The organism is Streptomyces sp. NPDC021356 (assembly GCF_040641015.1).
Lineage (GTDB): Bacteria > Actinomycetota > Actinomycetes > Streptomycetales > Streptomycetaceae > Streptomyces.
Window position 1 is genome coordinate 220,230 of record NZ_JBFACU010000003.1, and the last position, 20,911, is coordinate 241,140.

Consider the following 20,911-nt stretch of genomic DNA (forward strand, 5'->3'; position numbering starts at 1 on the left):
AGCATGAGAATAGGCCTGATCACCCCCGAACCCGGCCATCCGCTGCTGGCCGCCGCGACCGCGCTCCTCACCCCCGAGCACCAGGTCGAGACACTGGACCCGGGAACCCTGGCGGACGCCCCCGGACCGGCGGCCGTCCCCGGACGCCTTGCCGACGTCTACCTCCTCAAGGCCCGCACGCCCCGCGCCCTCGCCCTCGCCGGTGCCCTGGAGCGCCGGGGCGCCCCCGTGGTGAACTCCGCCGCCGCGACCGCGCTGTGCCAGGACCGCACGGCGATGGCCGAACGCGCCCGGCGGGCCGGCCTGCCCTTCGCTGCCACCCGCGCTTTCGGCACGCTCGCCGAACTGGCCGCCGGACCACCGCCGACCGCCCCCCTGGTGGTCAAGAGCCGTCACAGCAGGCGGAACGACGTGGTGGCCCGCGTGGACGGCGCCGCCCACCTGGCCCGGCTCGCCGCCGCCCACCCCGGCGAACCGGTCGTCGTCCAGGACTTCGTCCCCAACAGCGGCTGGGACCACAAGCTGTGGGTCATAGGGGGCCGGCTCTTCGCCGCGCTGCGCCGCTCCGAACTCTCCCCCGAGGGGAGGGGCCCCACCGTGCCCCTCGCCCAGGACGCCCTGCCGCCCGGCTGGGCCGCCCTCGCGCACCGCGTCGGCGCGGTCTTCGCCCTGGACGTCTACGGCGTCGACCTCATCGACCGCGGCGACGGGTCCCCCCTGATCGTCGACGTCAACGCCTTCCCCGGCGCCCGCGACCAGCCCGGCGCGCCCGAGGCCCTGGCGGCGCTGGCGCTGTCCCGGGCCGCCGCAGCAGGCGGTCCAGCGGCGGTTCCTCCGCGAGCACCGCTCCGATCGTCACCGCGAACGTGACGGCCCCGCACAGGACGATCAGCCACGACAGCAGGGACAGGACGAGGCCGAGCGAACCGTACTCGGCCAGCGTGCGGTTGAGGGCGGCGGGCATGTAGAGACGGGCGGTCAGGCCGAGCGCGGTCGTGGCCGCCGCGGCCAGCAGCGCCCCCGGCAGCAGCCGCGCCCAGGGGACGCGGGCGGCGAGCAGCAGGTGCTGGGTCCACAGCCACACCCCCGTGGCCACCAGGAACAGCAGCGGCGTACCGAGCCAGAGACCGGCACCGAAGCCGTCCCGGACCGGGCCCTGCAGGATGACCACGACGACCAGTGACAGCAGCCAGACCACCCAGCGCCAGGCCGCCACCCGCGTGCCCGCCCTGGGCAGGCGCCAGGCCCGCTCGCAGACCCGGGCCATGGCACGGCTGAAGCTGGTCGCGGAGAGCAACGCGATCACCAGGCCGATGATCCCGGTCGTCTGGCGCAGGCTCTTCCCGCCGGGGTCGGTGAGGACCTGCCGGAGCTGCTCGGCGGAGTCGCCGGTCAGGCCGAACATGGCGAGCAGCGACTCGCAGAGCTGGTCGCGCACGCCGCGCGGGGCGAAGGCGGCGACGGCGAAGAGCAGGGGGACCGAGGCCAGGAACGCCTGGGCGGCCAGCCGGGTGCCGGCGTCCAGGAGATTCGCGGACAGCAGCCGGTCCGTCAGCTCGGTCAGCACGGGGAAGCGCTGCTCGGCGGCGCTCCGCAGCCGTGCCACCCGTGACGTCCACGTCATGCCGGTCCCGCCGTCACGGCCGTCCCCCCGGTGCCTGATCACGGGCCTCCCTCCGTCGCCGGTCCCCGGAAGGGGACTTCCAGCGTCGGCCGGGCCGGGCGGCCCGGCGAGCCGTCGTGCGCCGCCCGTGTGACGCGCCGGGCCCCTGCCCACGGCCGCACGCAAGGTGGCTGATCCGCCCGGTTCTCCCTCCAACGGCGTACGACCGCTCGTGCCGGAGGCGGGGGCCGGGGAGGGTGGCAGAGGCGGAGCCGGTCCCGCCGCGCCCCGGCCGGTCGCCCGCGAGGAGAGCGAGATGCCCGGTTGCGCGCGGGCGGCGGCCGCACGGAGCGGACGTCCCTGGCCTCGACGGAGTCGGAGGCGTGGTGAAGGACGACGGAGCGTTCGCGGCCGGCGATGCCGAGGGCTCGCACGAGCCCGAACTCGATGCGCTGAGGGCACGGGTCGCGGCCCTCGAGAGCGAGCGGGCGCGGCCCGCGCGCCACCACGGGCGCTCCTTCCTCGCCGCGGTCCTCCTCGTCCTCGGCTGCCTCCTCGCCCCGCTCGCGGTCGTGGCCTCCTGGGCGTCCGACGAGGTGGGCCACACCGACCGCTACGTCGCCACGGTCGCTCCGCTCGCGGCGGACCCCGACGTGCAGGACGCCGTGGCCGGCCGGGTCACCGACGCGCTCATGACCCGCCTCGACCTGCCCACCCTGCTCGCCGACGCGGCCCCCGCCGACCGGCCCCGACTGGAGAAGGCGCTGGGTGCCCTCGGCGGCACCCTGGAAGGCGCGGTCCGCGGCTTCGTCCACGACCAGGCGAAGACGGTCGTCGCCTCCCACGCCTTCGAGACCGTCTGGACCGACGCCAACCGCCGGATCCACGCCTCCCTGGACAAGGCGCTGACCGGCAGCGGCGGCGGCGCGGTCCAGCTGAACGACGACACCGTCACCCTCGACCTCGCCCCCGTCGTCGAACGGGTCAAGACGCGCCTCGTCGACGCGGGCATGACCGTCGCCGGGCACATCCCGCAGATCCACACCGACTTCACCCTCGTGAGGTCCGACGACGTCGGCAGGGTCAAGACGTACGTCCGTGTGCTGCAACTGGCCGGCGACTGGCTGCCGGTGCTCGCCGCCGTCCTGATCGCCGCGGGCGTCCTCCTCGCGGTGCGCCGCCGCCGGGCCCTGGTCGCGGGCTGCCTCGGCGCGGCCGTGACCACGGGCGTTCTCGGCATCGGCCTGCGCGTCTTCCGGGCGATCTACCTCGACCGGCTGCCGCCCGACGTCTCGCGGCCGGCGGCGGGCGCGGTCTACGACGCGCTCACCCACTTCCTCCAGACCACCGTGCGCATGGTCGTCGCCGTCGGGGTCGTCCTCGCACTGGCCGCCTGGCTCAGCGGCCCCGGCCGCCGCGCGGGACTCGGACGGCGCCTGTGGACCTCCGGCATCGGGGCGGTACGCACCACAGCGGACCGGGCGGGCCTGCGCACCGGCCCGGTCGGCCCCTTCGCCCGCCGCCACCGCACCTGGATCACCGGGGTGCTGGTGGCCGCCGTCCTGCTGGCCTTCCTGCTGTGGCCGCACCCCACCGGCTGGGTCGTCGTGGGACTCGCCCTGTGCCTGCTGGCGCTCCTCGCGGTGCTGGAGTTCCTGGCCCAGCCCCCCGCCGGGGACGCGCAGGAGCCCCCGGCGGCCCCGCTGCCCGCGTGAGCGCCGCACCTTCCCGAGCCGTCGTCAGGCGGTGGCCGGGCGCCGCCGGGCCAGGACGGCGACCGCGCCCAGCAGGACCAGCAGCACGCCCGCGAACCAGGTCATCACGGTCGGCACGGGCAAGGAGCGGGCGGCCACCCCGATGGCGACGACGGGAACGGTCAGGCCGAGGTAGGCGATCAGGAACAGCCCGGCGAGGGCCTCGCCGCGCTCGGCGGGCGCGGCCATCGCGGCGACCGTGCCGAGGGAGGCCTTGAACAGCACGCCCGCACCGATCCCGGCGACGATCCCGCCCACGAGGAAGGTGGTCAGGCCGGCGGTGCGCATACCGACGACGAGCGTCGCGACGCCGACCGCCTGGGCCGCCAGCCCCAGTGAGCGCTTGGCGGCGGTGGACAGCCGGGTGGTGAGGCTCTGCGCGGCGGCAGCGGCACCGAAGACGGCGAAGACGATCAGCCCGGCGAGCGCCCGGGAGGGGTGGTGCAGGGTGCCGGCGACGAAGCCTGGGGCGACGGAGGTGAACAGGCCGAAGACGGCGAAGGACGCGAACCCGGCCGCCGCGGCGGCGACGTATCCGGCCCGGTCGCCGTGGTCGGCCGAGATCCGCTGGGGCCGGTAGGCGGGCCTGACGAGCCGTTCCTCGACGGTCTCGGGGGCCAGCGCGATCGCGACGATGCTCGCCGGCAGCAGCACGGCGAACACGATGTAGGGGGTGCGCAGCGGGCCGGTGACCCACTGGGCCAGGACGCCGGCGACGAGCGGGCCGACGCCGAGGCCGCCGATGTTGGCCGCGGTCGACACCAGTTCGAAGCGCTGAGTGGAGGCACCGGGCCGGTGCGCGGTGTGCAGCTCGTGCAGGTGGGCCGTCGCGGTGGCGGTGACCATGCCGACGCCGAGGCCCGTGAGGAGCCGGGCCACCAGGAGGACGGGCAGCGAGGTGCTCGCCAGGAAGAGCAGGGCGGCGATCAGTTCCAGGCCGATGGCGGGCATGAGGATCTTCTTGCGGCCGGCCCAGTCCGATATGTGCCCGGCCAGGACCAGACTGATCACGACGCCCACCGCGTAGGTGGCGAAGACGACGGTGACCATGAACGTGGAGAACCCGTCCTTCGCCATGTAGAGCGGGTACAGCGGCGTGGGAACGGTCGAGAACGCCATCGCCGTCAGGAACGCGAACGCGATGAGCGCGAACCCGACGCCGTGGCGCCCGGCACCGGCGCGGCGCCGGGCGGCACCGTGCGTGCCTGCGGACGCGCCCGTGCGCGGGCGGGCTGCGGAGGTCGACTGCGCCATGGGGAACATCTCCGGATCTGGGACGAGCGGTGAGCGGAACACCACACAGGATGCGGCGCGGAAACCATCTCGTCCAACGAAAGAAATAGACCGCGACCATCTCGGAAGCAGATGCTTGGCGCATACTTGGCGGATGGAACTGCGCCAGCTCGCCTGCTTCGTCGCCGTGGCCGACGAGGCGAACTTCACCCGCGCCGCCGCCCGGCTGCACATCGTCCAGTCCGCGGTCTCCAGCACGATCAAGAGCCTCGAACGCGAGCTGGGCGCGCAACTGCTCGACCGCAACTCCAAGCGGGTGCTCCTCACCGACGCCGGGGTGGCGCTGCTCCCGCGCGCACGCGCCGCCCTCCACGCCGCGCAGGAGGCCGCGGACGCCGTCGCCGAGGTCCGCGGCGGACTGCGCGGCACCCTGCGTCTGGGCACACTGACCTCGGTCCGGCTGCTCGACCTCCCGGCGCTGCTCGGCGAGTTCCACCGCCGACATCCCGGCGTGCTGCTCCAGACCAGCGCGGACCCCTCCGGCTCGCGGGGCCTGGTGGCGGCCCTTCTCGAACACCGCCTCGACGCGGCCTTCGTCTCGCTGCCCGGCCCCTGCCCCGCCGGGATCGCGCTGACGGACCTCACCAGCTCGGTCCTCGACCTCGTGGTACCGGCGGGCCATCCCCTGGCCGGGCGCGGCAGTGTGTCGATCGCCGAACTGGCCGGACTCGACTTCGTCGACTCCCCGCTGGGGTACGGCAACCGGACGGTGGCCGACCGCGCCTTCGCCGCCGCGTCCGTGCCCCGCCGCGTCACCGTGGAGAACCCCGACGTGGCCACCGGCGTGGACTACGTACGGCACGGCCTGGGCGTGGCGCTCCTGCCCCGCTTCGTCCTCCGGTCGGCCGAGGGCGTCGCCGTCCTGACGGTCCGCGACGCCGACCTGGACTGGCCCCTGTCCCTGGCCGTCCCGAGCGCCCACCGCCCCGGCACAGCGGCCCGCGCGATGATCACGCTGGCCCGCGAGTTCGTGACCTGAGCTGTCGGGAGCGAGGCCGGCCGGCCGGCACGGCTTTTCGCAGCAGCGAATGGTCCCACCCGGCCGAAGCAGCAATCTGCACGGGACGCGCCGAGGGGGGACGCCGCTCGTCCCACCGTCGCCCCTTCCGACCCTGGGCCTTCTCCTCGGCCTCGCCGGCGTGCTGCCTGACCGGCGCCGACGCGAGGTGCGCCGGCCTGAGCCGGGCACCTGGCCGAAGGACGGCCGGGCGGGGCAGGGGCGCCATCCGAGAGCCCTGCCCTGCCCGGCCTCCTCGCCGCCTGCGCCGGGCCCTCCCTTCGCCGGGGGCCTCAGCCGCCGTTGAAAGTCATGTCGCCGTTCGCCTGGTAGACGCGGGAGTAGTCCCCGGTCCGCGCCTGCATCGTGGTCCCGTCGCGGCGAGCGGCCCCGCTCGCCGGCAGGAGGGGGGTCAGCACCTCGTCCAGAACCCGCTGGAGCTCCTGCCGCAGAGCGGGGTCGGCGTTCAGCAACTGCTGCAGCTGCGGAGCCCACTCCTGTGCCAGCGCCTCCTCGGTCTGCCTGTCGTCGGCTTCCCTGGCCGCTCGCACGTCCTCGCGTACCTCTGCCAGACGGCCCGCCACGGACGTGACCCGGTCGGGGCGGGTCCGTTGCCAGAGCACCAGTACCGCCGAGCGCGCCTGCTGCCAGGCATCGGTCGCCATCGAACCGACCAGAGCGCTCGCGGCGCTCATCACCAGTGGGTCCATGTTCCCCTCCCCTTCAGCTCAACCGCCCTGGCCGTCGGCGGCCTTCCACACGACGGCCTCGAACTCCACCGCGGACATGAAGTCCTGCGGGAGACGGGTCACCTTCAGCCGGGCGACGCGTCCTTCGTCGGTGCGCAGGCACAGCACGGTGCCCTGCCGCAGTTTCACCCCGTAGGGTTCACCGCCGGCGTCAGCCGTTTCGGCGCAGGCGGCCTCGCCGGGTTCCCCGCCGGAGCCCTTCCACAGTTCGATGGCCCCGCTTCCCGTGAAAGCCCTCATGCCGTCTCCCAGCGTTCCGACGGAGATGTCGGGCCCGGCCAGGGACGAGGCTGAGCTCTGCACGGGGTGGCCACCGTCCAGCTCCTTGCCGCCCTCCGCGCTGACCGCCAAGGTGCCCTGCCACTGCTCGGCGGACCCGGAGGACGCTTCCCGCGCTGCTCCGCCCGGGGACCCCGTCGGTGTGCCGGCGCTGCTCGGGACGCCCGGATCCGCCGTGATGCCCGGTTGCCCGAAGGCGCCGCCCGCCGCCGTGTCCTGGGCCGACGGACTCACGGACGAAAGCGGCGTGATGGGCCCCGACCCCCGCTCCGAGCGCTCGGCGGTGAGCCCGTACACACCCACCGCTCCGGCGGCGACGGCGACCACGGCGGCGAGGACGGCCCACCCGCTCACACGGACGTGGGTGGACGTGCTGCTGTTGATGTCGCGCGCAGCCTGATAGACGCGGCCCCCGTCGCCCGTACGGCCGTCCAGCCCCGGTTCCCTCATGGGTTCCCCGGGCTCGTCCCACTCGGCGTTCGATCTGTCACCGGCCACTGCCAGTCACCCCCCGCGTGACGCTCCGTGCGGTGTGAAGCGTACGGGAGTGGAATGACGGCTGATCAGATTTTGCGCGAACTCGCCCATGACGTAGGCAACTTGTGATGGACCGTGTCCCTGGCGCTCCGCGCGCTCGGCCCTTGCGGCTGCGCACGCCGGTCTCGGCCGCACGGGCACGCGTGCAGCGCCGGGCGAGCCGCCGGACGTGACCGGGGCAGGCGTTCCGGTCGAGGCCACCGGAGAGGCGGACGGAGCCGCGCCAAGGGCCGTCGCGCTTCAAAGGCCTCGGATACCGGAGGCTCGCCGTCGTCGGTGCCCGCGACGGCGTCGTCCCCCGCGCGTCCGTCGTCCAGCGCTGCCGCGACACGGACCCGAGCCCGTGCCTGTCCAGGTGGAGGTGACGCATGAGCCCTGCCGTCCTTCAGGGAGCGGCTGGGCTCACGCATGACGTACGCCCGTCAGGCCTCCCCGACGAACCCGGCCCACGCCTCACGTGACACACGGATGACGGGTCCGGTGACGGCCTTGGAGTCCCGGACGTGTACGACTCCCGTGTCGGCCGCGACCTCGACGCAGTCGCCGCCCTCCGCTCCGCTGTAGCTGCTCTTGAACCAGGCGAGGCTGGTCGCGACGGCCGAGGACTCAGCGGTGTTCATAGCTCTCCCAGCAACCTCTCGATGAACTCCAGAGACTCTCGCGGAGTGAGAGCCTGCGATCGGATGATCCCATAACGGGCGGCGGCGAGCGCTGCTTGCTGAGGGTCGGTCTGAAGGGTGCTGGATCCCTGCGCCTCGGTGTACGCGAACTTCTTGCCGTCGTCACGCGTGACGACCGTGAACGCTCCGTCCACGCCGGCGCTTTCCTCACAGTCGAGCGGCATGACCTGGATCTCGACGTTCCGTTTCTGGCCGACGAGCAGCAGATGCTCCAACTGCCCTCGAAGCACCTCCCTTCCACCGAGCCGACGCCGCACTACCGACTCGTCCATCACGAAGCTGAGAAGTGGGGCGGGATGCCGGTCGAAGATGTCCTGCCTGGCCAACCGAGCGGCCACGCGCTGCTCGATGGTCTCCTGGTCCAGAGGGGGGCGCCGCATAGCCAGTACCGCCCTCATGTACTCCTCGGTCTGAAGCAGGCCCTTGACCACCAGCGTGTCGTAGGAGAGCAACTCGATGGCCTCCTTCTCCAGCGTGGCCATCCCCTGGAAGAACACCGGATACTGAGCCCGCTCCACCTGCTCCTTCCACACCGTCAGCAACCCGCCCGCGTCCAGGACCTCGTCCGCCCGCTCGATGGTCCTGGGCGACGGGATCCGCCGCCCCTGCTCGTACGACGCGACCGTGGACGCCGAGTATCCGATCCGCCGCCCGAACTCCTCGCGCTCCAGGCCCGCCCGCACCCGCAGCGTCTTCAACGTCTGCCCGAACGCGATGACCACGGCCTGGCCGGACGTGTCCGCCGTCGCCTGCCCCGCGTCGTCCGCCACCACGGCCTCGGCCCTCTCGCCCGTACCCTCGGTCATCACTACCGCCTCCCTGGCCCAACGCCGCCCCGGCGGTCTCGTCACGCCGCGCGTGTCGTACTCGCGCCGCCACCACACGTACAACAGTCCGCGTCGGTGCGTCACCACTGGTCACGCTACGCGACCGAGGACACCGTTGTCGGCATGACGAGCCAACTCCCCAACCCCGTCAGCGCCCCCCGGTCCGGCGGCCTCGGCGACGACTTGGGCCGCACTTTCGAGATGCGCTTCACCTCCACCCCGCGCGGGGCCCGCCTCGCCCGCCGACTGGCCGCACATCGGCTGGACACCTGGGGCATCCCGTACGGCACCGGCCCGCACGAAGAGATCGTGCTCGTCCTCGCCGAGCTGGCCGCCAACGCCGTACGGCACGGACACGTCTCCGGTCGGGACTTCCATCTGTTCCTGCACGTGATCGCGCCCGCCCGCACGATCAGGATCGAGGTCACCGACACCCGTGCCGAACGCACGCCGCCCGAACCGGAAGCGCTGCTCGCCCCCGACTCCGAGGACACCGGCGGCCGAGGGCTGCTTCTCGTCGGGGCGCTCGCCACCCGCTGGGGCTGGCACCTCCGGCCCGAAGGCCCGGGCAAGACCGTGTGGGCGGAGTGCGTGTTCGCAACTCCCGCATGAGCCCGTTACCGGGGTGGAAGAATGGGCCGGGATGACCTCCAGCGACTACACCCCGTTCGCTCACCTCACCACCCCCAACGCCCCTCTCTACCGTCAGGTGATGCGGGCGTTCCTCGCCGCCAAGGAGCGGTTCGCGGTGCACCTGCGGCCGGAGGACGTGTACGCCGCGCTGGACGCGGGGAGCCGGCCCGCCGACCTGGAAGCGGTGACGCAGGCGCTGGACAAGCTCGTGGAGTGGGGCAACCTGCGGGCCGACCCCGACCACGCGCGGGTGACGGCGGTCGAGGACTTCTACCGCAGGCGGTTCATCTACCAGCTCACCCGGGCCGGTGAGGCGGCCGAGGCGGCGCTGGGGACGTACGACGAGGTGCTGGGGCGGCGCGGCGAACTCCAGGCGGTCGCGTTGCACGACATCGTCACGCAGCTGAGGGCGCTGCTGGTGATCGCCGCGGAGGACGAGCCCGACCCGGCCAAGACGTACGTCGCCCTGTCCGTGCTGACGGCGCGGTTCACCGACCTCGCCGACAACGCCCGCGCCTTCATGGGCTCGCTCCAGCGCACCATCGACCTGCACGACACCGAGGTCGAGGCGTTCCTCGCGTACAAGGACCGGTTGATCCAGTACCTGGAGCGCTTCATCCAGGACCTCATCACCCTCGGCGGCCGGATCGCCCTGCTGATCGGCGAGTTGGAGGAGCAGGAGCGGGTCGGCCCGCTGCTGCGGCTCGCCGCCGCCCGCGAGGCCGCCGACGCCGCTCCCGAGGACGCCGGGCGCGCGGAGGCGGTGGCGTACGAGCGGTGGGCGGCCCGGTGGTCGGGGCTCGCCGAGTGGTTCGTGTCGGGGGAGGGACGGGACTCGCAGGCCAGGCTGCTGCGCGGGCGGGCGCTGGGCTCGATCCCGCAGCTCCTGGCGGTCGTACGGCAGCTCAACGAGCGGCGGGCCGGACGCTCCGACCGTTCGGCCGACTTCCGTACCCTGGCGCGCTGGTTCGCCCAGGCGCCGGACGACGAGGTGCGGCACCGGCTGTGGCGGGTGGCGTTCGGGCTGCACTCCTCACGGCACCTCACCGTCGACGCCGACACCCTCACCGAACGGGCGGCCTCCCCGGAGCCGGCCTCCACCCCGTGGAGCGAGGCGCGACCGCTCAGAATCAGCCCCCAGTTGCGCCGCACCGGCAGCTACGAGCGGCGCGGCCGGCCGCGCCGGGTGGCCGATCGTGGCGAGGCGAAGCGCCGGCTCGCCGAGATCGCCGCCCGGCAGACGGAGGAGACCAGGAGGGCCCGGGACCGCCTCGTGACGGGCGGGCCGGTGCGGCTGTCCCGGCTCGGCGAGCTCGACCCGCTCGCCTTCCAGTTGTTCCTGCGGCTGCTCGGTGACGCGCTCGCCTCCTGGCGGCCGGGTACGACCACCACCGCGGCCACCAGCGGGGACGGTTCGATGGAGATCAGGCTGACCGTCCTCGACGACGGATCGACCGCCGAAGTACACACCTGCGAGGGGGTGTTCAGCGGCCCCGACCACCTGATCGACATCGTCGACCTCACGGTGGGGCCCGGCGACCGGACCGTACCGGCATCGGCACCCGTCCCCCGGCGGGACACCGCTCCCCGGCTCGCGGAGGACCGATGAGCGGCCCTCTCGCCGAGGTCCTCGACGGCCAGCGGCAGGCCGACCTCCAGAAGGCCGCACGCGCCCTGCTGAAGGAGCCGCTGCTCACCGCCGACGGGCCGTACGCCGACGAGTTCCGGCTGGTGCGCCGGCACACCGCCGAACTGCGGGAGTGGTTCGAACGCAACGTCGGCTGGGCGCTGCGCACGGACGCCGACGCCGCACGGCTGCGCAAGACGCCGGGCACCCTCACCGACGCCACACACCCGGCGCGCGAGGCCGCCCGCCGCGCCCTGCCCTTCACCCGGCGGCGTTATGTCCTTCTCTGCCTGGCCCTGGCCGCGCTGGAACGGGGCGAGGCGCAGGTGGCGCTCGGACGCCTAGCCGAGCAGGTCGTCCTGGCCGCCGCCGATCCCGAACTCGTCGCCGCCGGGATCACGTTCAGCCTGGAGCGGCGCGACGAGCGCCTCGACCTCGCGGCCGTCGTCCGCCTGCTGCTGCGGCTCGGGGTGCTGCGGCGGGTGGCCGGCGACGAGGACGCCTACGTCAGCGGATCGGGCGACGTGCTGTACGACGTGCGGCGGCGCGTGCTCGCCGGGATGCCCGCGTCCCTGCGGGGCCCCTCCATGGTCGAGGCCGAGGGCTTCGAGGAGCGCCTGGTGGAGATGACCGCGTGGACCGCGCTCGACAGCGACGAACTCAGGTTCCGGGCGGTCCGCTGGAAGCTGACCCGCATCCTCCTGGACGAACCGGTGCTGTACTACGACGACCTGACCGACGACGAACTGGTCTACCTCACCCGGCAGCGCGGCTTCATCACCGCCCGCATCCACGAACTGACCGGACTCGTCCCGGAGGTGCGGGCCGAGGGCATCGCCATGGTCGACCCGATGGACGACCTCACGGACGCGCGCATGCCGGAACAGGGCACCCACGGCCACATCACCTTGCTGCTGGCAGGGCACCTGGCCCGGGCGACCGGGCCCGTCGAACCGGCAGAGCTGGCGGCCCGCGTACGGGAACTGGCCGTTGAGCACGGCGGATTCTGGTCCAAGTCGGCGCGGGAACCGGGTGCGGAACCCGAACTCGTCGAGCAGGCGCTGACCAAGCTGGTGGCGCTGGGACTCGCCGAACGCACCGAACGGGGCGTCGTACCGCGGCCGGCCCTCGCGCGGTACGCGGTCGGCGAGCCCGTCGTCAGGGAACCCGGACGGCCACGCCGGCCCGCCGCCACGACCTCGCAGCCAGTGCGGCCCATGCAGTCAGTGCAGCCCGTGCAGCCCGTGCAGGACGAAAGGTGAACCGCTCCGTGACCGCGCTCCCCGGCCCCCAGTACTCCGGGCCCGCGTTCCCCGCTCCCGCGCCCGGCCGGTGGCGACCCCTGCGCATCGGACTCGTCGACCTCTTCCACTACGACGTCGAGGAGTTCTGGTTCCGCGACGGCCGGCTGCTGCTGCGCGGCAACAACGGCACCGGCAAGTCCAAGGTGCTCGCCCTCACCCTGCCGTTCCTCCTGGACGGCGACCTCTCCGCCCGCCGCGTCGAACCCGACGGCGACCCGGGTAAGCGCATGGAGTGGAACCTGCTCCTGGGCGGCGCGCACCCGCACCCCGAACGGCTCGGTTACACCTGGATCGAGTTCGGACGCCTCGACGGCGCCACCGGCGAGGCGTACTTCCGCACGCTGCTGTGCGGGCTGAAGGCGGTCGCCGGACGCGGCATCGCCCGCCACTGGTTCGCGGTCACCGACCAGCGCATCGGCGCCGGCCTCGACCTGCTGGACGCGACCGGGACGGCACTCTCCCGGGACCGGCTCGCCGAGGCCGTAGGCGGCCACGGCATGGTGTACGACACGGCGAAGGCCTACCGCAGGGCGGTCGACGAAGCGCTCTTCGGACTCGGGGAGCGGCGCTACGGCGCCCTCGTCGACCTCCTGATCCAGCTGCGCCAGCCCCAGCTGTCCAAGCGCCCCAGCGAGGCCGCCCTGTCCCGGGCGCTGACCGAGGCGCTGCCGCCGATGGACCAGGCGGTCGTCGCCGACGCGGCGGAGGCGTTCCGGTCGCTGGACGAGGAGAAGGAGGAACTGCGGGCGGCCCGCGAGGCCGAACAGGCGTCCTCGGCCTTCCTCGACCACTACCGCCGCTACGCCCGCCTCGCCTCCCGGCGCCGCGCCCGCCTGCCCCGCCGCGAACACGCCCGGTACGAGAACCTGCAACGGGAACTCGCCAGGGCACAGGCCGACCGGGACCGGGCCGTGGCGGACCGCGAGGAGGCCCGGGCGAGGGACACCGCCCTCGGCGAGCGGGCCGCGCGGCTGGCCGCCCAGGACGCCACGCTGCGGGCCCGGCCCGAGATGCGCGACGCCCGCGCGCTCGACCAGGCGGCGGACGACGCCGCCCGCACGGCCGGAGAGCTGAAACGGGCCGAGGCGGACCGGCGTACGGCCGCCGAGGCACACACCCGGGCCCTGGGCCGGCTCGCCACCGCGGACAACCGGCTCACGGCCGCCCGGGAGCTGCTGGACGGCATCCGGGGCCGGGCGGCCGAGAGCGCCACGGCCGCCCGGCTCGACGCCCCCAGGACGGAGGGAGCCCCCGACGCCGTCCTGCGACGGGAAGCGGACGAGGCGACGGCGAGCAGGCGGCGCGCCGTCGAGCACGTGACGGAACTCGCCACGCAGGCCGAGAAGGCGGAAGAACAGCAGCGGGCCGCGCGGCTGCGTGCCGACGAGGCCGACGAGGAGGCCGTGCACGCACAGGAGCGGCTGGCCGAGGCGGAGGAGAGCGTCGCCCGGGAGGCACGGGCACTGACCGCGGCCGTGCGGGAGCACCTCTCCGGATGCGTGGAGCTGCGGGTGCCCGGGCTGCCGGGAGTCCTGGACGCCGTACAGGACTGGGCCCGCTCTCTGGACGGCCCGCTGCCGGCCCGCACGGCGGCGACCGAAGCGCATCGCGCCGCGGCCTCCCACCTGGCCGACCGGGCAGCCGGACTGGCCCACCGTGAGACGGTGACGGCGGAGCGGCAGCGGCAGGCGGAGCAGGAACTGACCGACCTCGAAACGGGCGGGGAGCGCGGCCCGTCGGCCCCCCACACCCGCGCACCCGGTGTGCGGGACCGGGGCCCCGGCGCACCGCTGTGGCGCTTGGTCGACTTCCGTCCGCACGTCACCGAGGCCGACCGTGCGGGACTGGAAGCCGCGCTGGAGGCCTCGGGACTCCTCGACGCCTGGGTGCGGCCGGACGGCTCCGCGGTCGCCGCGGACGGCCACGACGTGCTGCTCGACCCGGTCGGACTGCTCGGCGGAACCGGCCTCGACCGCGCCCTGTGCCCGGCGGTCGACCCCGCGGACGCGGGTGCCGCCGCCGTGGGGGAGGAGACGGTCGCACGCCTGCTCTCCTCGATCGGACTGGCCGCGGGCGGCGTGCAGCACGCCCCCGGCGAAGCCCCTTGGGAAGGCAGCGGCCACGACACCTGGATCTGCGCGGACGGGCGCTTCCGCGTCGGAGCGCTCATCGGTAGCTGGGTCAAGGACAGCGCCCAGTACGTGGGGGAAGGAGCGCGGGAGCAGGCGCGTCGCGTCCGCATCGGAGAACTGCGCGCCGAGATCGACGGCTTGGCGGCGGAGCGCGAGCAACTGGCCGAGGAGTCCCGCGTCGTGGCCGGAAGCCGTGCCGTGCTGGACGCCGAGCTCGCCGCACTGCCGGGCGACGACGACCTGCGGCACGCCCACGCACGCGTCACCGCCGCGACCGAAGCGGTCCGCCGCGCCCGCGCCCGGCGGGACGAACGGGCCGCGGAACTGGCTCCGGCGGCACAGCGGGCCGACCGCGCGACGGCCGAACTCGCCGACACCGCAGCCGCCCTGAACCTCCCCACCGAGCCCACGGCACTGGGCGCCGTGCGCCAGGCGCTCGCCGACCACACCGCCCTCCTCGCAGCTCTGTGGCCGGCACTGCGCGAACGAGCGGAGGCCGAGCGCGCGGTGACCGGTGAGCGGGAGGAGACCCAGCGGGCCGAACTCCTCGTGTCCGAGCTGGCGGAGCGCGCTGCGCAGGCGGCCCGGACGGCTGCCGCGGCGGACGAACACCTCACGACGCTCCGCTCCACCGTCGGAGCGGCCGTCGCCGAGCTTCAGCGGCAGTTGGAGGAGACGGCCGAGGCAGCCCGGGCATGCGAGCAGGAACAGCGGCAGGCCCGGGCGGCGTTCGGTGACGCCGACCGGCGGGCCGGCCGCGCCGAGGGACGCATCGAGCGGCTCGCCGAGGAGGTCACCGAAGCGATCGCCGCGCGCGAGGAAGCCGTCGCGGCGCTCCAGCGGTTCGCCGCGACGGGACTGCTCGCCGTCGCGCTGCCCGATCTCGCCGTACCGGACGACGGCGCGGGAACGTGGGCGGCGACCCCCGCCATCGCCCTCGCGCGGGCCGTGGAGTCCCACCTCTCCTCTGTCGATGACACCGACGCGGCCTGGGAACGCGTGCAGAAGCGGCTGAGCGAGGAGTTCGGCAGGCTCCAGGACGCGCTGTCGCGGCACGGCCACACCGCCACCGCCCGCCCGAGCGAGGACGGCATGCGGGTCGACATCGTCTACCAGGGCCGGGAACGGGCCGTGCCCGAACTCGCCGAGGCCCTGGCCGTCGAGGTCGCGGAACTGACCCGCATCCTGTCCGCACGCGAGCGCGAGATCCTCCAGACCCATCTGATCACCGAGGTCGCCGGGACGCTGCAGGAACTGATCGGGGCGGCCGAACGGCAGGTGGCCGCCATGAATCGGGAGCTGGAGGAGCGCCCGACCTCCACAGGTATGAAGCTGCGGCTGGTGTGGCGAGCGTCCCGCCGAGCCCCGCAAGGACTGGCCCAGGCCCGCGAACGGCTGCGCCAGTCCGCCGACGCGTGGTCGCCCGAGGACCGGGCCGCGGTCGGCGCGTTCCTCCAGGAGCAGATCGCCCGCCGGCAGGCCGACGACAGCGCCGGCAGCTGGCTGGAGGACCTCACCGCCGCCCTCGACTACCGGTCCTGGCACGAGTTCGGCGTCGAACGCCACCAGCACGGCAAGTGGGTGCCTGCCACCGGCCCCGCCTCGGGCGGGGAACGGGTACTGGCCGCGTCCGTGCCCCTGTTCGCCGCCGCGTCCTCCCACTACGCGAGCGCGCGCGGCGCGCACGCCCCGCGCCTGGTCACCCTGGACGAGGCGTTCGCCGGCGTCGACGACGACTCGCGCGCCAAGTGCCTCGGGCTGCTGCGCGCCTTCGACCTCGACGTCGTGATGACCAGCGAACGCGAGTGGGCCTGCTACCCCCAGGTGCCGGGCATCGCCATCGCCCAGCTCGCCCGCGTCGACGACATCGACGCCGTGCTGGTGACGCGGTGGGAATGGGACGGCAGCGAACGGCGGCGCGGCACGGAGCCCGGTGCCCGACCGGACGCGCTCGGGGCGTCTGTCGGCACCGCCGACTCCGGCGAGAGGGCCGACAGGCCGGTGCGTCCCTTCGGTGAGCCAGGGTGGACCGCCGTCGTCGACGGCACCGACGGGCAGGGGCCCCTGTGGACGTGAAGCATTCGGAGACCCTGCCTGACCGCGACGGATGCCTGGCGGCGGCCGGACGCACAACACCGCCGGACGCCACCGCGGACGCGGTGCCGACCGGGCCGCCACCGGCAGAAGCCGAGACCGACGTGGATACCGAGCGCCTCGGACGTCTGCTCGGCGATCCCGGGCTTGCCTGGTTCGTGGACCGCGTGCGGCAGCGCATGGCACGGGGCCGGCCGCTCACCGGCTCCGTCACCCTCTCCGACCCCGACGCATCCCAACGGCGCGCTGCCGAACGCCTGCTGGGACGGGCACCACGATCCAGCGGCTCCCTCGGCATTCGCCTCGCCACCGTGGACGAGATCCTGCGGCGCTGCGGTGTCAGCCCCGACGGACTGGCGGTGGCCGTCGTCGCCCTCACCGGCCCGGTCGTACTCCAGGCCGAGACAAGGAACAGGGAGGAGCAGGCCTGGGAGGAGGCGTACGCCCCGCTGGGCATCCTCGACGCGGCGCTGGCCCACTGGGCCGAGCGGATCCGCCGTGACGGTCTCGTACGGCGCCTCGCCCGTACGCCGGAGGCCGCGGGCCCGCTGGTTAAGGCCGCTGTGCGCGCGCTGCGTTCGTTGCCCGCGTCGCCCCCGACAGCGCGGGCGACGTTCGCGGCACGGAACCTCTCGGGCGCCCATGCGCTGGACGAGGGGACGCCGCTCGCCACTCTCGTCCTGTCCGGCATCCGCTGCCTCACCGGCTTCCCCGACGGCTCCGGTGCCCAGTGGCGGCGGGAGGCGTGGGCCTCGGCGGGCTTGCTCAAGGACGACCTGTCCTCGACCGTCCTCACCCTCAACCTGCGCGGTACTCCACCGCTCGACTGGATGGCCGACGCGGGGGAGCCGACGGTGCTGACGCTCCGTTCCCTCGCCGGTCGGGCACCGGTAGCCTCCGTTCCCACGACGGGAACCGTTCACGTCTGCGAGAACCCGGCCGTGCTGTCCGCCGCCGCCGACTCCCTCGGCCCGGCGTGCCCGCCCATGGTGTGCCTCCAGGGGCAACCGTCGGCCGCCGCGCTCACCTTGCTGCGCGAACTGTCCACGCGTGGCACCCGCCTGCTCTACCACGGCGATTTCGACTGGGGCGGTGTACGCATCGCCGCGGCACTGGCGAGAAGCGTCCCTTGGCGGCCGTGGCGCTACACGGCCGTCGACTACCGAGCAGCAGTGCCGGCAGTAGCCGGAGCCCCGGGCCTGACGGGCCCGCCCGCCGCGACGCCCTGGGATCCTGCCCTGGCCGTCGCGCTTGCCGAGTGCGGTGTCCGGGTCGAGGAGGAAACGGTGCTGGACGACCTGCTCACAGACCTTGAACCGGCTTGCTCTGAGGCGGCTTCGAAGCGCGGCGGGCGCAGAATCGGACGAGTACCGAGTCATTGAAAGGCGGAGCTCTGTCACCTCGGAAGCGTTCCGGGGACGCGCCATGTGGAATCGCGCGGCGACCGGAAGCCTTCGGTTCCCGGACGAAAGTCCCAGAGAAGTCCCACAGGCGCGCCGCTTTCCGCACCGTCTTCGCCGCGTGGTCAGCAGAGTCGGCCAAGTTCCGGAGTGTGCGGGAGACCCGGCTGAGGAACTCCACAACGTGGTCGGCGAGGTTGTCCTGCTTGGTGCTGGTGCGGAAGGTGGTGCTCTGGGTCATGGTCGGCTCCTCGAAAAAGGGGTGCTGGGTGTGCTGCGGCCACTGTGGCACTGGGGACTGGCATGTCGGGCGGAAACAGGACATCTCCCACCCGAACCGGGCAGGGAGCTCTGGCGCCAGGTGACGCAGCGCCGGGCGGTCAGCGGCGGCCGATGGATCACGCCTCATGCCCCCCGCGGCACGAGAAGGGCTCGGGCAGCCCTTCGGGTCCTCTTCCAGGTGAGCCGGGGGTGAGTACCGATGGCCAGCAGAGCACGTGAGCCTCGACCAGGGCCCGGACCTTCTGCTGGGCGTCGGCGTACGACGACATCCTGCCCGGCACCGGCCCTCTCGCCTCGGACCCTCTTCCCCGTGCCCTTTTCGACGGCAGCGGACAGGTTGAAGCACTGAGCGAGGTCCTCAAGGACTCCACGGGGCTAGACATGGGCTGGGCCCTGATTCCCCACGCGTCCGAGGGAGTCGCCCGGCTACGATCAACCCATGACGACCTCGGACATCCCAGAGCTGCCGAAGATCACGGAGGAGCACTTCCTCGACACGGGTACCGGAGTCGAGGCGGAGACCGAGGTGGAGGAAGCGCCACCGGCGATTGCGCGGCCGTGGAATCCGGAACAGATCCGGGTCAACACCAAGCAGTTCTCGCTGCGTAACGCCCTGGACATGATCGAGGACGGATCCCTGGAGCTGGCCCCGGATTTCCAGCGCGGCATCGTATGGAAACCGGTGCAGAAGTCCCGGCTCATCGAGTCGGTGCTCCTGCAGATCCCGCTTCCCGCCTTCTACTTCGCCGAGGACACCGACGGGCTCATGCGCGTGGTCGACGGCCTCCAGCGCCTGTCGACCATCCGCGACTTCGTCCGCGGGGGAGACGAGCGCGGGTTCGAGCTGAAGGGCCTGGAGTACCTCCAGAGCGCGGTGGAGGGCAAGCGTTTCGAGGACCTTCCCGCACCGTGGAAGCGGCGCATCTACAACACCCAGATCGTCACCAACGTTATCGACCCGACGACGCCGTCGGATGTCATGTACGACATCTTCAAGCGCATCAACACGGGCGGTACGCCGCTGAACGCACAGGAGATCCGGCACTGCATGAGCAAGGAGCGCAGCCGGACCATCCTGCGGGTGATGACCTCCACCGTGGAGTTCAACGCGGCGACCAACAACATGGGGGGCCACATCCGGATGAACGACCGGGAGATGGCCCTGCGTTTCGCCGCATTCTGGCTGATGGGTACAGACGGCTACGCGAAGTACGCCGCGATGGACCCTTTCCTCCAGCGCACCACCATCATGCTGGACAACGTGAAGGACGTGAACGACGCCAGAGTGGAAGACCTCCTGGGGGCGTTCCGCAAGGCCATGGTGAACGCCCGTCTGGTCTTCGACGAGCAGGCGTTCCGTAAATGGCCGCTGGACTCGTCCGGCCGGAACCCGATCAACCGGGCACTCTTCGAGGCCTGGTCGATCACCCTCGCCAAGTACGAGACCGAAGACCTCGGACGGCGCCGCGAGGCGATCGTGGATGCCGCGCGTTTCCTGATGACGAACGACTACCAGTACCTGGAAGCCATCACCTCCTCCACGGGTGACGTCCGCCGGGTGATGCTCCGGTTCGACGTCACCGCCCAGGCTGCGGAGGCCGGTAAGTGATCACCTCCCTGCGCGTCCGGCACTTCAAACGCTTCACTGACGCGTCCTTCGCCTTGCGCCCTCTCACCGTCCTCACCGGACTCAACGGCACGGGGAAGAGCACCACCATCCAGAGCCTGCTGCTGACCCGCCAGCTCGCTGACGCATCGGCTGGCCGAGTGGTACAGCTCAACGGACCCTACGGACTCGCCCTGGGCGAGGCACACGAGGTGTTGCACCCCGATGCCCCAGACTCCACCATCGAGATCCAGATCGGCGGCGACGGCAGTCAGGTGCCGAGTGTGCACCGCTTCACGGTGCCCGACGAGCAGGCGCTCTACCTGCGGGTGGCCGATAACAGCGGGCCACCACCTGCCGAACTGCGCGGCCAAGGAGCCGCGTTCACCTATCTGTGCGCCGAGCGCCTCGGTCCCCGCGACCAACTCGGCGTCTCCGCTGAGCATCCCGATCGCATCGGAGTCGGTGTGCAAGGGCAGTACACCGCGCAGTTACTCGCCCTGCACGAGACCCGGGCGGTGCGTGAGCCGCTGCTCCACCCGACGACCCGGAACACCCACAACGTTACGACCTTGCGCACACAGGTGGAGACCTGGGCCTCCGACATCATCCGTCCCATCAAGATCATGGCGCAGTGGCCGCCAGGCATCACGGCGAGCACCATCCGTTTCCAGGAACCAGGACTGCTGAGCGAGCCGATCCGCCCGACCAACATGGGCTTCGGATTCTCCTACGCCCTGCCGGTGATCGTCGCCGGTCTCCTCACCGGTCCCGGAGACTTGCTGATCGTCGAGAACCCAGAGGCGCACCTCCATCCCGGTGGTCAGTCCAAGCTGGGCCGCTTCCTGGCCCGGGTCGCCGGAGCTGGAGCTCAGGTGATCGTGGAGACGCACAGCGACCACGTGCTCAACGGAGCTCGGCTGGCCGTGGCGGAGGAGCGGAGCCTGCGGCCCGAGGACGCGGTCGTGCACTACTTCGGCGAGGAGGAAGCCGGTTCCGCACCCATCGAGTTCACGGCGAAGGGCGAACTGACCGAGTGGCCGCAGGGCTTCTTCGACCAGATCGAACAGGACCTGGGGAGGCTGGCACGTGCCAGGCGCAGGGGGCGGTAAGC

The 20,911-nt window shown here is 73.0% G+C and carries 15 protein-coding genes and 1 pseudogene; 10 read left to right on the forward strand and 6 right to left on the reverse strand.

Annotation, left to right across the window (positions count from 1 at the left end; all coding sequences use genetic code 11):
• Positions 1 to 3: 3 nt before the first annotated feature.
• Positions 4 to 870 carry an alpha-L-glutamate ligase gene (locus tag AB0G56_RS05115; RefSeq protein ID WP_360963824.1) on the forward strand — a complete coding sequence of 289 codons (867 nt, stop codon included), beginning with the start codon at positions 4 to 6 and terminating at the stop codon, positions 868 to 870.
• A 22-nt stretch (positions 871 to 892) separates the two neighbouring features.
• Here AB0G56_RS05115 and AB0G56_RS05120 read toward each other — a convergent pair.
• Positions 893 to 1,624: pseudogene (locus AB0G56_RS05120) on the reverse strand (YhjD/YihY/BrkB family envelope integrity protein); the annotation flags it as partial.
• Positions 1,625 to 1,986: 362 nt separating this feature from the next.
• Here AB0G56_RS05120 and AB0G56_RS05125 point away from each other — a divergent pair.
• Complete coding sequence (locus AB0G56_RS05125; RefSeq protein WP_360963827.1) at positions 1,987 to 3,318, forward strand: hypothetical protein; 1,332 nt, start codon at positions 1,987 to 1,989, stop codon at positions 3,316 to 3,318.
• 24 nt (positions 3,319 to 3,342) lie between these two features.
• On the opposite strand, the gene AB0G56_RS05130 is transcribed toward AB0G56_RS05125, so the two are convergent.
• The gene (locus AB0G56_RS05130; protein WP_360963830.1) at positions 3,343 to 4,611 is read right to left on the reverse strand and encodes an MFS transporter; all 1,269 of its coding nucleotides are present in this window, start codon (positions 4,609 to 4,611) and stop codon (positions 3,343 to 3,345) included.
• Positions 4,612 to 4,744: 133 nt separating this feature from the next.
• Here AB0G56_RS05130 and AB0G56_RS05135 point away from each other — a divergent pair, with 133 nt between their 5' ends.
• Positions 4,745 to 5,629, forward strand: coding sequence for a LysR family transcriptional regulator (locus AB0G56_RS05135; protein WP_360963833.1), 885 nt, complete (start codon positions 4,745 to 4,747; stop codon positions 5,627 to 5,629).
• Positions 5,630 to 5,940: 311 nt separating this feature from the next.
• Here AB0G56_RS05135 and AB0G56_RS05140 read toward each other — a convergent pair whose 3' ends face one another.
• From AB0G56_RS05140 to AB0G56_RS05155, 4 genes are all read right to left on the reverse strand, one after another.
• Positions 5,941 to 6,357 (reverse strand): hypothetical protein, encoded by a 417-nt coding sequence (locus tag AB0G56_RS05140; RefSeq protein ID WP_360963836.1) that lies wholly within the window; start codon positions 6,355 to 6,357, stop codon positions 5,941 to 5,943.
• Positions 6,358 to 6,375: 18 nt separating this feature from the next.
• Positions 6,376 to 7,125, reverse strand: a complete 750-nt coding sequence (locus tag AB0G56_RS05145; protein WP_360963839.1) for a hypothetical protein — start codon at positions 7,123 to 7,125, stop codon at positions 6,376 to 6,378.
• A 509-nt stretch (positions 7,126 to 7,634) separates the two neighbouring features.
• Entirely contained in the window at positions 7,635 to 7,832 is a 198-nt protein-coding gene (locus tag AB0G56_RS05150; protein ID WP_360963842.1) for a DUF397 domain-containing protein, read from the reverse strand.
• Complete coding sequence (locus tag AB0G56_RS05155) at positions 7,829 to 8,698, reverse strand: helix-turn-helix transcriptional regulator (protein ID WP_360963845.1); 870 nt, start codon at positions 8,696 to 8,698, stop codon at positions 7,829 to 7,831. The genes AB0G56_RS05150 and AB0G56_RS05155 overlap by 4 nt, the downstream gene beginning before the upstream one ends.
• Before the next feature lie 144 nt (positions 8,699 to 8,842).
• Between AB0G56_RS05155 and AB0G56_RS05160 the strand changes: the two genes are divergently transcribed.
• The 7 genes from AB0G56_RS05160 to AB0G56_RS05190 all read left to right on the forward strand — a co-directional run bounded on the left by AB0G56_RS05160 (position 8,843) and on the right by AB0G56_RS05190 (position 20,909).
• A complete protein-coding gene (locus tag AB0G56_RS05160; protein WP_360963848.1) occupies positions 8,843 to 9,331 on the forward strand; it encodes an ATP-binding protein in 489 nt (162 codons plus the stop codon).
• 31 nt (positions 9,332 to 9,362) lie between these two features.
• Positions 9,363 to 10,961, forward strand: coding sequence for a TIGR02677 family protein (locus AB0G56_RS05165; RefSeq protein WP_360963851.1), 1,599 nt, complete (start codon positions 9,363 to 9,365; stop codon positions 10,959 to 10,961).
• Positions 10,958 to 12,241: a TIGR02678 family protein gene (locus AB0G56_RS05170; protein ID WP_360963853.1), complete on the forward strand. Its 1,284-nt coding sequence runs from the start codon at positions 10,958 to 10,960 to the stop codon at positions 12,239 to 12,241. Before AB0G56_RS05165 ends, AB0G56_RS05170 begins: the two co-directional genes overlap by 4 nt.
• Positions 12,242 to 12,249: 8 nt before the next feature.
• A complete protein-coding gene (locus AB0G56_RS05175) occupies positions 12,250 to 16,491 on the forward strand; it encodes a TIGR02680 family protein (RefSeq protein WP_360963856.1) in 4,242 nt (1,413 codons plus the stop codon).
• Positions 16,488 to 17,891, forward strand: a complete 1,404-nt coding sequence (locus AB0G56_RS05180; RefSeq protein ID WP_360963859.1) for a TIGR02679 family protein — start codon at positions 16,488 to 16,490, stop codon at positions 17,889 to 17,891. Before AB0G56_RS05175 ends, AB0G56_RS05180 begins: the two co-directional genes overlap by 4 nt.
• A gap of 739 nt (positions 17,892 to 18,630) precedes the next feature.
• On the forward strand, positions 18,631 to 19,800 hold the full coding sequence (locus AB0G56_RS05185) for a DUF262 domain-containing protein (RefSeq protein ID WP_360963862.1): 1,170 nt from the start codon (positions 18,631 to 18,633) through the stop codon (positions 19,798 to 19,800).
• On the forward strand, positions 19,797 to 20,909 hold the full coding sequence (locus AB0G56_RS05190) for a DUF3696 domain-containing protein (protein ID WP_360963865.1): 1,113 nt from the start codon (positions 19,797 to 19,799) through the stop codon (positions 20,907 to 20,909). The genes AB0G56_RS05185 and AB0G56_RS05190 overlap by 4 nt, the downstream gene beginning before the upstream one ends.
• Positions 20,910 to 20,911 lie beyond the last annotated feature (2 nt).